Raw genomic sequence first — 12,435 nt, 5'->3', positions numbered from 1 at the left:
AACAGGTAAACCCGAGCTTTACTGCTGGTTAGGAAAGCCGAACGAGGAGTAAATCCCGGCACTGGCAGCAGGCGGCTGTCCCGTGTATGTGCGCGCCCATGACCACAGAAACGTTGTTCGATTCCTCGCTGGATACCGCCAGCCTGTTCGACCTTGCCCGCCCTGCGAGCGAGAGCCGCATCGTCGTGGCGATGTCGGGCGGGGTCGATTCTTCCGTCGTCGCCGCGCTGGCCGCATCAACCGGCGCTGAAGTGATCGGCATTACACTGCAACTTTATGATTATGGCGCAGCCACCGGGCGCAAAGGTGCATGCTGTGCCGGTGACGACATCAGCGATGCTCGAGCTGTGGCCGACAGGCTCGGCATCGCGCATTACGTGTTCGATCACGAGAGCGCGTTCCGCGAAGAAGTGGTCAAACAATTCGCCGACGATTACCTTTCAGGGCGGACCCCGGTGCCATGCATCCGCTGCAATATGGGGCCGAAATTCACCGATCTCCTGCGCATGGCAAAGGAGCTTGGCGCCGACTGTCTGGCAACGGGGCACTATGTCCGCCGGGTTAATGGGTCAGCCGGGCCGGAATTGCATCGCGCGCTGGATCCGGCCCGGGACCAGTCGTATTTCCTGTATGCAACAACCGAGGAACAGCTGGATTTCCTGCGCTATCCCTTGGGCGGATTGCCGAAATCGCAGGTCCGCGAGCTGGCGGAGCAGGCCGGATTGCGCAACGCGGCCAAGCCCGACAGCCAGGATATCTGCTTCGTGCCTGATGGCGATTATGCAAAAATCGTCCGGTCGATCAGGCCGGAAGGCGGCCAGCCCGGCGCAATCGTTCATGCGCAAACCGGCGAAGAACTGGGCACACACAAGGGCGTGATCCATTACACTGTCGGGCAGCGCCGCGGGCTGGAAATCGGCGGGCTTGCCGAACCACTTTATGTGGTCGGGATCGACGCCGCGAAAGCTCAGGTATTGGTCGGCCCAAAACGGATGTTGGCGGTGAGCGCCGCGACGGTGATCGAAACCAATCGTATCGGCCCGCTTCCCGACGGCCCGCTGACTGCCAAGGTGCGATCGCTTTCCAAGCCTGTGCCAATCGTGCTGGACGGCCCCCTGGGCGGCGGCGCGACGACGACGATCCGCTTTGAACAACCTGAATTTGGCGTGGCCCCGGGGCAGGCAGCCGTAATCTATGCCGGAGAGCGGGTGGTCGGCGGGGGCTGGATCGATTCGACGGAAACCTGACGGTCCGCCGCCCGCATCAGTCTTCCCATTTCCGTAAAACGCACCCGTAACCTTCGCGGTAAATGGCGGTTTCGGACGCGATCAACGGAAACCGTGCCGTCACGCTTTTTTCCTCGGCGTCTTCCTTCAGCGTGACAAATTCCATGCCAGCCAGTTTGTCTTTCCGGCAATCTTCCAGATCGCGGTTGCCAACGAAGCGGCATGAGCAGGCCACACGGGCGCTATAAGCTGTTCCGGCACCGGCATACCCGGTGATCGGAGCCCGATAGAACCATAGCACCGCCGCTGCAGCGAGCAGGGCAAACAACAGAACCCATGGCCATTTCCGCGCTTTCTGCGGGCCTGATCCACCTGTGCTTCGTGTCGATGCGTTTGCCGCCGATTTTACCATTGCCAAGCCAATTCCCGTGCGCGAGTGAAGCGTTCATGACCGAACGCCGTTTGTCCCTTATCGCCAGCCTTGCGCTCCTGCCAGCCCTTGCAGCGTGTTCAAACACTGCTCCTGTAGATGCCCCTCTAACAGAGGCCGCACTGGATGCAGTGGAGGAAGACGCAGGTGCACCGCGTGACCAGCTTGCCCGCCAGATCGACGACCTTTTCACGCAGGAAGGTCTGGGCGAAACGCGCGCGCTGGTGGTCATGCATGGCGGCACGGTTGCTGCTGAAAGATACGCCGAGGGATATGACGCGGAAACCCGCTTCGTCAGCTGGTCGATGGCGAAAACAGTCACTGCCGTAATGATCGGCATGCTGGTTTCGGATGGGCGGCTGAGGCTGGATGAAAGCGTGCCGGAACCGCGCTGGAACAGGCCCGGCGACCCGCGCGGCGAAATCACCTTGCGCCAATTGCTGCAGATGCGGTCGGGGCTGCGGCATACGGAGGCCGGCAACCCGCCCTACGATTCGTCCGAAGTCCGGATGCTGTTCATGGACGGGCGCGACGATATGGCCGATTTCGCCACCGCCCAGCCGTTGGAGGCAGAGCCGGGGGCAAAGTTCGAATATTCCAGCAACACCACCGTGATCCTGGCGGATATCGCGGCGCGGGTGCTGACCGACAGCACGGACCCCGACACCCGGCGCAGGGCAGTGGATGATTACCTGCGGACCCGGCTGTTCGCGCCGCTGGCAATGGATTCGATGGTGGCGGAATACGATGCCAACGGAACGCTGATCGGCGGCAGCCTGATGCACGCAACCGCGCGCGACTGGGGCCGGTTCGGTGAATTTCTGCGCAACAAGGGTTCGTATCGCGGTTCGCAGCTGATCCCGCGCAAATGGATCGAATTCATGACCTCACCCAGCCCGCGCTCCGGTTTTTACGGAGGCCAGACCTGGCTCAACCGCGATTCGGGCATAGACCGTGACGAGACGCTGGCCGATCGCGGGCCGGAAACCATGTTCGCGGCAATCGGGCACATGGGGCAATACGTGCTGGTTTCCCCCGCCCAGCGCCTCACCGTGGTCCGGTTGGGCCATTCCGATGGTGAGCAGCGCCCCCGAATGCTTCAGCAATTGCTCGACATCGTGGAACTGTATCCCGAAACCTAGGCTTCGGCATACCAGGAGGCGGCATACTAGACTGCGGTGTAAAAGGTCCCTTCGACCACTGTTACACAGGGGCCGCCAAGCCATGCCCGCGCAGCTTCGCCGCCGCCTTCGAGCCGGCAAACCAGATCGCCGCCGCGGGCCGAGGCCTGATGCGCGGTAAATTCGCGTCTTCCCAGCCGATCTGCCCAGAACGGCGCGAGCGCCGCATGGGCTGAACCGGTCACGCTGTCTTCGTCAACGCCCCATGCCGGCACGAACACCCGGCTGACAACATCGGGGCCAGCACCTGCACCTTCGCCCGCGCCATTCCCGGGCGCGGTGCAGATCGCCATCAGATCGATCTGGCCCAGTCTGCGCATATCCGGGTCGAGCGACCGCAGTGCCGCCTCGCTCTCTAGCAGAATGATCGCGGTCGCTTCGGCGCCGGAAACCGAATGGAACACTTCGCCTTCAGCGCCCAGAGCATCCAGCAGCGCGGTATCCTCGCGAGGTTCCACCAATGTAACAGGGAGCGACAATTCATATCCGCCGCCTGCACGCTTCACCTCGAGGATGCCGGCCTTGCGCGTGCGGAAAGTGACCCTTTCGCCTCCGTCACGCTCCAGCAGGGCATGGCCGCTGGCAAGCGTCGCATGGCCGCACATTGCGACCTCGTCCGTCGGGGTGAACCAGCGCAATTCGTAATCCGCTTCGCCGGTTTCATCGGGAACAACAAAGGCAGTTTCGGCGAAATTGTTTTCTTCGCCGATTGCCTGCAGCACATTGTCGGGCAGCCATTCGTCCAGCGGCATGACCGCGGCCTGATTCCCGGCAAAGGGCCGGTCGGCGAAGGCATCGATATGCCAATACGGAATGGCGCGGCGTGTGCTGGTCATGTTCCTCTCTCCAGTTTTTCAAACTCGTTTTCTTCCACCAGAGGATTGCCTGGTTCGTCCACATGCCCCTCCGGATCGATATGGATCAGAAGTTCCATATGCGGAAAATGGCTGCAGAGATCGGACTCGACCCGCTCGATAATGTCATGCGCCTGTTCGACCGTCATGTCGGCAGGCATATCGACATGGAACTGGACGAAATCGTGGGTGCCGCTGGTGCGCGTGCGCAAATCGTGGAGGTTGCTGAGTTCAGGGTGTTTGGCCGCAATTTCGACAAACCGTTGACGCTTCTCCTCGGGCCATTCGCGGTCCATCAGGTGATCGATCGCCTCTGACGCGGCGCGCCATGCGCCCCACAACAGCCAGGCCGCGATGCCAAGCCCGAAAATCGGGTCAGCTTGCGCGAAACCGGCATATTGATCGAGCACCAGCGCAGCGATGACCGCAACATTGAGCAACAAATCCGACTGGTAGTGGACGTGATCGGCCGAAATCGCGACCGATCGGGTGCGGCGGATCACATATCGCTGCCAGGCAAGCAGTGCGATGGTAGCGATGATCGCGATGACCGATACCGAGATACCCTCTACCGCCGCCTCGGTCCGGCCGCCTTCGATCAGCTTGGCGACAGCGCGAAAGCCGATACCCGCCGCCGACAGCGCGATAAGCATCACCTGGAACATGGCCGATAGCGATTCGGCCTTGCCGTGGCCGAACCGGTGATTGTCATCAGCCGGCTGCGCGGCAATCCACACACCGATCAGCGTCGCGATGCTGGCAATCAGATCGAGCGCGCTATCGGCCAGACTGCCCAGCATGGCGGTGGAACTGGTCTGGACGCTGGCCCAGAATTTCAGGACGACGAGGAACACCGCCACTGCAATAGACGCAATCGCTGCGCTTCGGGCCAGACCGGCGCGGTGTTCAAACGGTTCGGTCACGGATAGAGCAGCCTGTCTTCCCAGCTCAGGGCATCGCCGGCACCGGCAAGCTCGAACCGGCGGCGATCATGCATCCGGCCCGGCCTGTCGAGCCAGAATTCCATCGCCCGGGGGCGCAGGCGAAACCCCGTCCAGTGCGCAGGGCGCGGAACGTTACTGCCTTCCGGATACTCTTCTTCCAGCTTGGCGACGCGGTCATAATATTCGCTGCGATCAGCCAGCGGCCGGGACTGGTCGGATGCCGCCGATGCGATTTGCGAGACATGCGGGCGTGAGTGGAAATAATCGTCGGCCATCGCCGCGCTGACTTCTTCCAGCGGCCCTTCGATCCGGATTTGCCGGCGCAGGCTTTTCCAGTGAAACAGCAGGGCGGCCTGCATATTGGCGCGTATTTCCTGACCTTTGCGGCTTTGTGCATTGGTATAGAACACATACCCGTCTGCCCCGTGGCCCTTGAGCAGGACCATCCGCACCGAAGGGGCACCGCCGGGCGTTGCCGTCGCCAAAGCCATTGCATTGGGATCGTTCGGCTCGCTTTCGCGCGCCTGCGCAAACCATTCTTCGAACAGTCCGAAAGGGTCCGACGAAGGGATGGCGCTTTGTTCAGCTTTCACGGCAATTTCCTGTCGAATGGAACGGGTGGAACACTGTCTTGCGGCCTATCGGCCCTACGTTCGAGGCCTGGCTTCAAACCTGCTTTGCTGCCTCCTGCACTGGTCATGAGCCAAAGCCGATTTTCTGCCTGCCGGTGCAGTCCTAGCCAAGCTGCAAGCGGTAGGGAAGTCTATCCGCTTGCAAGCAGCGACTGTAGCACCTAGCTAACACGCCATGGCCGACCCTTATTCCATCCTTGGCGTTGCACGCGGAGCTTCCGAGAGCGAGATCAAGAGCGCGTACCGTAAACTCGCCAAGGAACTCCACCCGGACCGAAACAAGGACAACCCGAAAGCTTCCGAGCGGTTCAGCGAAGCGACGCAGGCCTATGATCTGCTGTCCGACAAGGACAAACGCGCCCAGTTCGATCGCGGCGAAATCGACGCTGACGGCAATCCCACGCACCCTTTCGGTGCCGGATTCGGCGGCGGAATGGGATCGGGTATGGGCGGCGGTCGCCGCGGCGGACCGCAAGGCGGCTTCAGCGCACAGGATTTCGAGGGATTTTCTCAAGACGGCGTCGATCTCGGCGATATCTTCGAAGGGCTGTTTGGCGGAGCCGCACGAGGCGGCCCGAGGACCGGACCCGGCGGTCCGCAGGGCTTTGGGCGCCGCCCTCCTCCCCCTCCGCAAAAGGGTGCCGATATCCAGTATCGGCTGAAGGTTCCGTTTGTCGATGCAGCCAGCCTCAAAAAACAGCGCATCACTCTGTCTGACGGCAAAACCATTGATTTGAGCCTGCCGGTCGGGGTCGAAGATGGCACGCAAATGCGCCTCAAGGGCAAAGGCGAACAGGGGCCGGGTGGACCTGGCGACGGGCTCGTGACAATCGCGGTCCAGAGCCACCCCTTCTTTCGTCGTGACGGAAGCGAGGTCCGCATGGACTTGCCGATTACGCTGGACGAAGCGGTCAACGGCGCGAAGGTAAAAGTCCCAACGGTTGACGGGCCAGTGATGATGACGCTCAAACCGGGCACCAATGGCGGGACCGTGCTGCGCCTCAAAGGCAAGGGTTTCTCCAGGAAAAGCGGAGGACGCGGCGATCAGCTGGTGACGCTCGAGATTATCCTGCCGAAAGATTTGCCGGAACTGGCCAAGCGGCTCGACGGTTGGCAGGATGATGGCAATCCGCGAGCCGATATGGGGGTCTGACCCTTAGGCGCATTGAACAGGGGCAGACACATTTCCGAAATCCCCCATGCAAAGGACAGACCCGTTGCATCGCTTTCCCCGGAGGCACGGCGGCGCAAGCGGGACCGGCTGCGCGAAGGTCTCGGCAACCATGTCGGGCCTGGCAGCCGGGCATTCGAAGTGCTCAAACGCACTGCCTCGGGCACATACAATGACGGCTTCATCCATGCGGGCAACCTCGCCTACATGGCGATGCTGGCGCTGTTTCCGTTCTTCATCCTTGCCGCGGCAATCTTTTCTGCAATCGGCGAGGAAGCGGAACGCGCCGCGACTATCGACACCATCCTGTACGCCTTGCCGCCCGTGGTCGGCAATGTAATCGAGCCGGTGGCGCGCAACGTCATCGATGCTCGATCGGGCTGGCTGCTGTGGGTCGGTGCGGCGGTTGGACTGTGGACCGTTTCCAGCCTGATCGAAACCATTCGCGACATATTGCGGCGCGCCTATGGGACCGCGCCGACACTCGCGTTCTGGCGGTACCGTCTGCTTTCAATTGGCGTGATCGTCGCCGCGGTGATCCTGTTAATGTTGTCCTTGTTTGCGCAGGTGCTGATCGGTGCCGCGCAAGAAGTTATTTCCGCTTACCTGCCATGGCTGAATGATGCGCTGGCGGAATTGTCGCTGTCGCGCATTGTCCCGGCGGTGGGCTTGTTCGGATCGATCTTCATGCTGTTCGTGACGCTGACCCCGGAAACCTACCGCGGCAAAAGCTATCCGAAATGGCCCGGCGCCCTGCTGGTCACCGGTTGGTGGGTGGCGGTCACAATCGCTCTGCCACCGGTCCTCAAACGGTTTTTCTCATACGATCTCACCTATGGAAGCCTGGCCGGAATCATGATCGCACTTTTCTTTTTCTGGCTAGTCGGCTTAGGGATGGTCGCCGGAGCAGAATTGAACGCAGCCCTCGCCGAACCGCCGCTGGACGATCCAGAGAACGGCGCGGACGGAGACGGGGGTGCAGATAAAGAATTGCAGCAAGGATAAAGCTGATGACCGGATTGATGGCAGGTAAGCGCGGGCTGATTATGGGCCTTGCGAACGACAAATCGCTCGCTTGGGGTATTGCCAAGAAACTGAGCGAACACGGCGCGGAGCTGGCTTTTACCTATCAGGGCGATGCGCTGGCAAAGCGGGTAAAGCCCTTGGCTGAACAGCTTGGATCCGATTTCACTTTCGAATGCGACGTTTCCGAAATGTCTGCACTCGACCGGGCGTTTGAAACGCTCAAATCACGCTGGGAAACGATCGATTTCGTGGTCCACGCCATTGGTTTTTCGGACAAGAGCGAGCTGCGCGGCAAATATGTCGACACCAGCCTCGACAACTTCCTCATGACGATGAATATTTCAGCCTACTCGCTGGTCGCGGTTGCCAAGCGCGCCTCTGAAATGATGCCCGATGGTGGTTCGATCATCACCCTGACCTATTACGGGGCGGAGAAAGTCATTCCGCACTACAACGTGATGGGGGTTGCCAAGGCGGCACTGGAATCCAGCGTAAAATATCTTGCCAATGATCTTGGTCCGCAGAACATCCGCGTCAACGCAATTTCGGCAGGTCCGGTCAAAACACTCGCCGCGAGCGGGATCGGCGATTTCCGTTACATCCTCAAATGGAACGAGCTCAATTCACCGATGCGCCGGAATATCACAATAGACGATGTTGGCGGGTCGGGGCTCTATTTCCTGTCCGACCTGTCGTCCGGCGTTACGGGCGAAACCCACCATGTCGACGGCGGCTATCACGTTGTCGGCATGAAACAGGAAGACGCGCCCGATATCGCGCTGGATTGATGCAGCAGCCCGTCTTTAAGGGCGGGTACCGCCGCAAACGCCCGGCCTAGTTACCGAGTATCTCGATCCGGTTGATGGTGCCGCGAATTGCGCTGCTGCCGGTCCATGCCCGCGCGCGGATCGCAATGGTGACAAAATCGCAGGCCGCCGGTTTTCGGCCAATCCGGTAATCGCGCGACCCAAACCTGAGCGGCTCATCATAGAACGTCTGCTCCGCCCCCGGACAGCTCAGTTGCAGGCGCACGTCCTCAACCTGACCAGGCGGGGTGAGGTCGTGGTTGATCCGCAGGGCAATCGGCCCGTTCCGCAGCCTGATATTCCGGCTGGCGAGGAGGCCGCCTTTGCCGCCGCGGACGAACACTTCAAGCTGGTCCGGGGTAGCCGAGGGCTGCGCACGAAAGCCTGCTTCATCCGCCAGTTCCCAGTCGAAGGGCGAGAAACGCGCACGCCAATCGATGATCATCCGGTTGCCAGATGACGGCGCAGGCTCTTCGTTGGCCGCACGGTACACTTCGTAGGCCTTGTCCAGCTGGCCCGCACTGGCGAGACCCGAGATCAGGCGCTGGTCAACATCTGGCGAAACCGACGCGCGCTGCAAGCGCAATTCGGCGAGGTTGGTCAAAACCTCAGGCTTGCGCACGGCGAACTTGAAGAAATCTTCCTGCCATTCAGACTCCTGATCAAGGATGCCCGACAGCGCCGGCAGCGCGTCTTTCTCTGACAATGCCTGAAGCAGGATTGGGAAGAAGTTTGCTTTTTGCTCGGGGTGAACGCTCAGGATCATGTCGAGCGTGGCAAGCGTCGCAGCGTAGTCTTTCTGCGCAACGCTTTCTTCCAGTACGAGGCCCTGCAGCAGCAAATCCCGCCGGTTGAGCTTGCTGGCTGCATCCAGCAGGGCACGCTTCCGCTCCGGATTCTGCTCAGCCACTGCGAGGACGGCATAGGATTTCGGGCTGAGGGGATCACGGGCAATGGCGCTCAGGGCCACAGGGGATGCTGCCTGCGCCGATGGCACGAGGTCATCGCGTTCCTTCACAGCCGACATGAATTGGCGCGTTGCCTGCTGTTCCAGCGCGAGGCCGTTCACAGAAAGCAGGCGCGACGAAAGTCCGGGCTGTTTCCGTGTCAGGACGCTACTGCCCGCCTGAACCGCGAGAAGCGCAGCAAGAACTACCGCCCCGGCGCTCGCAGCAAGTATCCGTGGCATACGCCCGCCCATATCAGGCGCCGCGTTCTACCAATTCGCTGTCACGATCGCCATAGCCATAGCCGTAGCCGTATCCATAGCCGTAACCATAAGCGGAATTGCGCTGGTCCAGCTTGGTCACGACCGCACCGAAGATGCGCGCATTGGCGGTCTTCAGGCGTGTGAGAGCATTTTCAATCGCACGGACATTCACGCCGTTGGATTCAACCACGTAGACCACGCCTTCAACCGCCTTGGAAACTTCCAGAGCGTCAGCCAGGCCAAGAACCGGCGCACCATCGACGATCACCTGGTCATATTCTTCCAGCGCTGTGTCGATGACGTGTTTGAGGTTAGGTCCGGCCAGCAGTTCGACGGGATTGGGCGGCTTGTGGCCGGTTGGCAGCAGGTCGAAGCCGTGCGGTTCTACCGGGAACACGACACCAGCAAGTGGTCCGTTACCCGCCAGCATACCGCTGAGCCCTTTTCCGGCTTCCGCATTCACACCGATGAAATCGCTCAGACCGGAGTGACGCAAATCGGCGTCGATCAGAAGTACCTTCTTGCCCAGCTGCACGAAGCTGCGGGCGAGAGCGACCGACGAGATACTCTTGCCTTCGTTCGGGCGGGTCGAGGTGAGCATGATTGCACGCGGCGCACCGTTCGGCGTGAGGAACGCCATGTTGGTACGCGCAGCAGCATACGCCTCGCTGATTTCCGAACTCCGCCGCTCCAGCTCTTCCACGATATCGTCGGATTCGACGCGCGGGATGAGGCCAAGCGGCGACAGGCCGAGCTTGCGTGAGACATCCGAAGGATCGCGGATCGTCTGATCCATGGTTTCGCGGAGATAGACCAGCGCGGCAGCGACCAGCAGCGCAGCGATCAGGCCGATCAACAGGTTGCGGATCAGCGACGGCGCGTAGGGCGCGCCCGGAGGCGCAGCGGCGTCGATCAGGTTCATGTTGTTCTTGCCGGCACCCGCCGCTTCCAGTTCTTTGTAACGCTGCAAAAGCGCATCATAGAGCTGGCGGTTGGTATCAACTTCGCGTTTCAGGATGCCGTACTGGATGCCGGTACCCTGCTGGCCAAGGAAAGAGTTTTTGGTCTGCTGGAACTTCGCCCGCAGCTGCTGTTCTTGCAGCGATGCCTTGCGAAACGCTGCCTGCAAATCCTGGTTGTCGATGCTGCTTTCACCGGTCAGCGCCTGGCGAAGTGAAGCGATCTCTGCCTTCTTCGCCTGGATTTCCGGATAACCGGGGCCGAAGCGCGATTGCAGATCTGCCAGCTGTGCCTGCGCTTCTGCCAGTCGGCTGCGAAGCCCGGCTGCGGCAGCCGCGCCAGCTTCGTTACGAGCACCTGCACGCAGGGCGCTTTCCGCCTGAATACGCTGGGTGGTTGCCTCTGCCAGCGCAGCATTCAGCGCAGCGAGTTCCGACCCGACCAGAGACTGGCCTGCGGAATCGGAGCCTTCGCCTGCCGCATCGGAATTCAGAATGATGATTTCATTCGCATTCGCATAATCGATAAGCTCGCGTTCGGACAAAGCGAGCCGTTCGCGCAGTTCCTCGATCTGGTCTTCAAGAAATTCGCGCGCCTCGATGTTCGCACCAAAACGCTTTTCATAGTTGGCTTGCAGGAATTCCTGCGCCCACAGATTGGCGATCCGCGCCGACACGTCGGCATTCTGGCTCGAGAAACGAATGTCCACCAGGCTCGAAGTCGGCACGGGATCAATCGTCACGTTGTTGCGCAGGATGCTTTCGAGACGCTTAGCCGAGATAGTGCCGGCATCGCGCAGGTCGAACGCATTGAGGAATTCTTCGTCGCGCGTCAGATTACCCGCTTCGATCACGCGCTGGGCGAGGAATTTGGATTCCAGAAGCTCATACTGCGTCGTGTAATACTGGAAATCACCGGACCGGCTCTGGATTTCGATTGGCTCGGCTGAAGTGATGTTCTGCTGGACCATCGAAATCTCGATCCGCGACGTCGCACGGTAGAGCTTCGGCGACAGCAAAGTAATTGCCAAACCAGCCAGCAGGCCGAGGGCAATGATGCCGAGCAGCCAGTATTTGAGATTAAGCGCCTGGATCCAGAACCGTTCAAGGTCGATCCGGAACGAATCCTCGGAGCCGCCCTCTTCAGAGGAAGCTGCGGCGCCGGGGTATTCGTTCGCGACTGATGGGGTGTTGGTCATCTTTACTCGCGATCAGTTGAAAGTGCGATCAATCAGGATCGCGCTTGTCGACAGCAGCGGAATAAACTGCAGAATGTTTTCCAGATTTCGGCGGCCGGGGGAATCGCCAACCATGACGATATCGCCGGGATAAAGCATCGGATCATCATAATTGCCGCGCTGGATCGCTTCGATATTGTAGACGCCGATATACTTCTGATCGGCAACTGTGCGCATAACGAGCACGTCGTCTTTCTTGGCATAATCGTCCAGCCCGCCGGCGTTGTTCACCGCGCGCAGCAACGTCCGCGATGTGCCAGCCGGATAGGTGCCCGGCTGGGTGACTTCGCCGCCAACTGAAATCGACGGTACCGTCATGTTCGTCGGGCGAACGCGGACCTGCGGGTTGACGATATATTCGCCGCGAAGCCGATCGGCGATCATGCGCGCGACCTGATTGGGCGTCTTGCCGGACACGAACAGGTCGCCGACCAGCGGAAATGCGATGTAGCCTTCAGCGTCTGTCAGGTACGTACCACTGAGACGCTCTGCATCGGCGACGTTGATTTCAAGCTGTTCCTGAGCACCAACGGTGTAAATCTGTGATTTGGACGGAGCCGGAAGCTCCGCAAGTGAGGCAACCTCGACCGACGAGGCGAGCCCTACGGAGCGGTCTTTCGCACATCCAGCCAGCGTTAGGGCCATGGCGAAAACAGCAAGCGCCGGTTTGAAAATTCCTGTCATGACATCCTTCAGATCCCGAAGCCCGAGGCCTTAACCATGGCCAGAGCATAAGCAAAGTGGTTTTTGCCCGCAAC

The 12,435-nt window shown here is 60.5% G+C and carries 12 protein-coding genes; 5 read left to right on the top strand and 7 right to left on the bottom strand.

The window, feature by feature from the left end; translation table 11 throughout:
* Positions 1–98 precede the first annotated feature (98 nt).
* The gene (gene mnmA / locus GRI43_RS11255) at positions 99–1,247 is read left to right on the top strand and encodes a tRNA 2-thiouridine(34) synthase MnmA (protein WP_160731199.1); all 1,149 of its coding nucleotides are present in this window, start codon (positions 99–101) and stop codon (positions 1,245–1,247) included.
* Between the two features lie 16 nt (positions 1,248–1,263).
* Here mnmA and GRI43_RS11250 read toward each other — a convergent pair whose 3' ends face one another.
* Entirely contained in the window at positions 1,264–1,638 is a 375-nt protein-coding gene (locus tag GRI43_RS11250) for a hypothetical protein (RefSeq protein WP_160731710.1), read from the bottom strand.
* Between the two features lie 35 nt (positions 1,639–1,673).
* Here GRI43_RS11250 and GRI43_RS11245 point away from each other — a divergent pair, with 35 nt between their 5' ends.
* Positions 1,674–2,798, top strand: coding sequence for a serine hydrolase domain-containing protein (locus GRI43_RS11245; RefSeq protein WP_160731198.1), 1,125 nt, complete (start codon positions 1,674–1,676; stop codon positions 2,796–2,798).
* 26 nt (positions 2,799–2,824) lie between these two features.
* Here the strand turns inward: GRI43_RS11245 and GRI43_RS11240 are convergent, their stop codons facing one another.
* The 3 genes from GRI43_RS11240 to pdxH are packed head-to-tail and all read right to left on the bottom strand — an operon-like array spanning position 2,825 to position 5,228.
* The gene (locus GRI43_RS11240; protein ID WP_160731197.1) at positions 2,825–3,673 is read right to left on the bottom strand and encodes a PhzF family phenazine biosynthesis protein; all 849 of its coding nucleotides are present in this window, start codon (positions 3,671–3,673) and stop codon (positions 2,825–2,827) included.
* Complete coding sequence (locus GRI43_RS11235; RefSeq protein ID WP_160731196.1) at positions 3,670–4,614, bottom strand: cation diffusion facilitator family transporter; 945 nt, start codon at positions 4,612–4,614, stop codon at positions 3,670–3,672. The genes GRI43_RS11240 and GRI43_RS11235 overlap by 4 nt, the downstream gene beginning before the upstream one ends.
* The gene (pdxH, locus tag GRI43_RS11230; RefSeq protein ID WP_338090038.1) at positions 4,611–5,228 is read right to left on the bottom strand and encodes a pyridoxamine 5'-phosphate oxidase; all 618 of its coding nucleotides are present in this window, start codon (positions 5,226–5,228) and stop codon (positions 4,611–4,613) included. The genes GRI43_RS11235 and pdxH overlap by 4 nt, the downstream gene beginning before the upstream one ends.
* Before the next feature lie 214 nt (positions 5,229–5,442).
* On the opposite strand from pdxH, the gene GRI43_RS11225 reads away from it, so the two are divergent.
* The 3 genes from GRI43_RS11225 to fabI are packed head-to-tail and all read left to right on the top strand — an operon-like array spanning position 5,443 to position 8,252.
* A complete protein-coding gene (locus GRI43_RS11225; RefSeq protein ID WP_160731195.1) occupies positions 5,443–6,420 on the top strand; it encodes a DnaJ C-terminal domain-containing protein in 978 nt (325 codons plus the stop codon).
* A gap of 12 nt (positions 6,421–6,432) precedes the next feature.
* Entirely contained in the window at positions 6,433–7,443 is a 1,011-nt protein-coding gene (locus tag GRI43_RS11220) for a YihY/virulence factor BrkB family protein (RefSeq protein WP_202391705.1), read from the top strand.
* Between the two features lie 5 nt (positions 7,444–7,448).
* A complete protein-coding gene (gene fabI / locus GRI43_RS11215) occupies positions 7,449–8,252 on the top strand; it encodes an enoyl-ACP reductase FabI (protein WP_160731194.1) in 804 nt (267 codons plus the stop codon).
* 46 nt (positions 8,253–8,298) lie between these two features.
* Here fabI and GRI43_RS11210 read toward each other — a convergent pair whose 3' ends face one another.
* The 3 genes from GRI43_RS11210 to GRI43_RS11200 are packed head-to-tail and all read right to left on the bottom strand — an operon-like array spanning position 8,299 to position 12,361.
* Positions 8,299–9,459, bottom strand: coding sequence for a hypothetical protein (locus GRI43_RS11210; RefSeq protein ID WP_160731193.1), 1,161 nt, complete (start codon positions 9,457–9,459; stop codon positions 8,299–8,301).
* 13 nt (positions 9,460–9,472) lie between these two features.
* Positions 9,473–11,638: a GumC family protein gene (locus GRI43_RS11205; protein ID WP_160731192.1), complete on the bottom strand. Its 2,166-nt coding sequence runs from the start codon at positions 11,636–11,638 to the stop codon at positions 9,473–9,475.
* Between the two features lie 12 nt (positions 11,639–11,650).
* A complete protein-coding gene (locus GRI43_RS11200) occupies positions 11,651–12,361 on the bottom strand; it encodes a polysaccharide biosynthesis/export family protein (RefSeq protein ID WP_160731191.1) in 711 nt (236 codons plus the stop codon).
* Positions 12,362–12,435 lie beyond the last annotated feature (74 nt).

It is taken from the genome of Pontixanthobacter luteolus (assembly GCF_009828095.1).
Taxonomy (GTDB): domain Bacteria; phylum Pseudomonadota; class Alphaproteobacteria; order Sphingomonadales; family Sphingomonadaceae; genus Pontixanthobacter; species Pontixanthobacter luteolus.
This window is presented reverse-complemented; position numbering and strand designations above follow the sequence as displayed.

What these genes read in the sequence shown, in the direction of transcription:
- mnmA (WP_160731199.1), top strand. Translation starts at nt 99, where the DNA reads ATGACCACAGAAACGTTGTTCGATTCCTCGCTGGATACCGCCAGCCTG.
- GRI43_RS11250 (WP_160731710.1), bottom strand. Translation starts at nt 1,638, where the DNA reads ATGGTAAAATCGGCGGCAAACGCATCGACACGAAGCACAGGTGGATCA.
- GRI43_RS11245 (WP_160731198.1), top strand. Translation starts at nt 1,674, where the DNA reads ATGACCGAACGCCGTTTGTCCCTTATCGCCAGCCTTGCGCTCCTGCCA.
- GRI43_RS11240 (WP_160731197.1), bottom strand. Translation starts at nt 3,673, where the DNA reads ATGACCAGCACACGCCGCGCCATTCCGTATTGGCATATCGATGCCTTC.
- GRI43_RS11225 (WP_160731195.1), top strand. Translation starts at nt 5,443, where the DNA reads ATGGCCGACCCTTATTCCATCCTTGGCGTTGCACGCGGAGCTTCCGAG.
- fabI (WP_160731194.1), top strand. Translation starts at nt 7,449, where the DNA reads ATGACCGGATTGATGGCAGGTAAGCGCGGGCTGATTATGGGCCTTGCG.
- GRI43_RS11210 (WP_160731193.1), bottom strand. Translation starts at nt 9,459, where the DNA reads ATGCCACGGATACTTGCTGCGAGCGCCGGGGCGGTAGTTCTTGCTGCG.
- GRI43_RS11205 (WP_160731192.1), bottom strand. Translation starts at nt 11,638, where the DNA reads ATGACCAACACCCCATCAGTCGCGAACGAATACCCCGGCGCCGCAGCT.
- GRI43_RS11200 (WP_160731191.1), bottom strand. Translation starts at nt 12,361, where the DNA reads ATGACAGGAATTTTCAAACCGGCGCTTGCTGTTTTCGCCATGGCCCTA.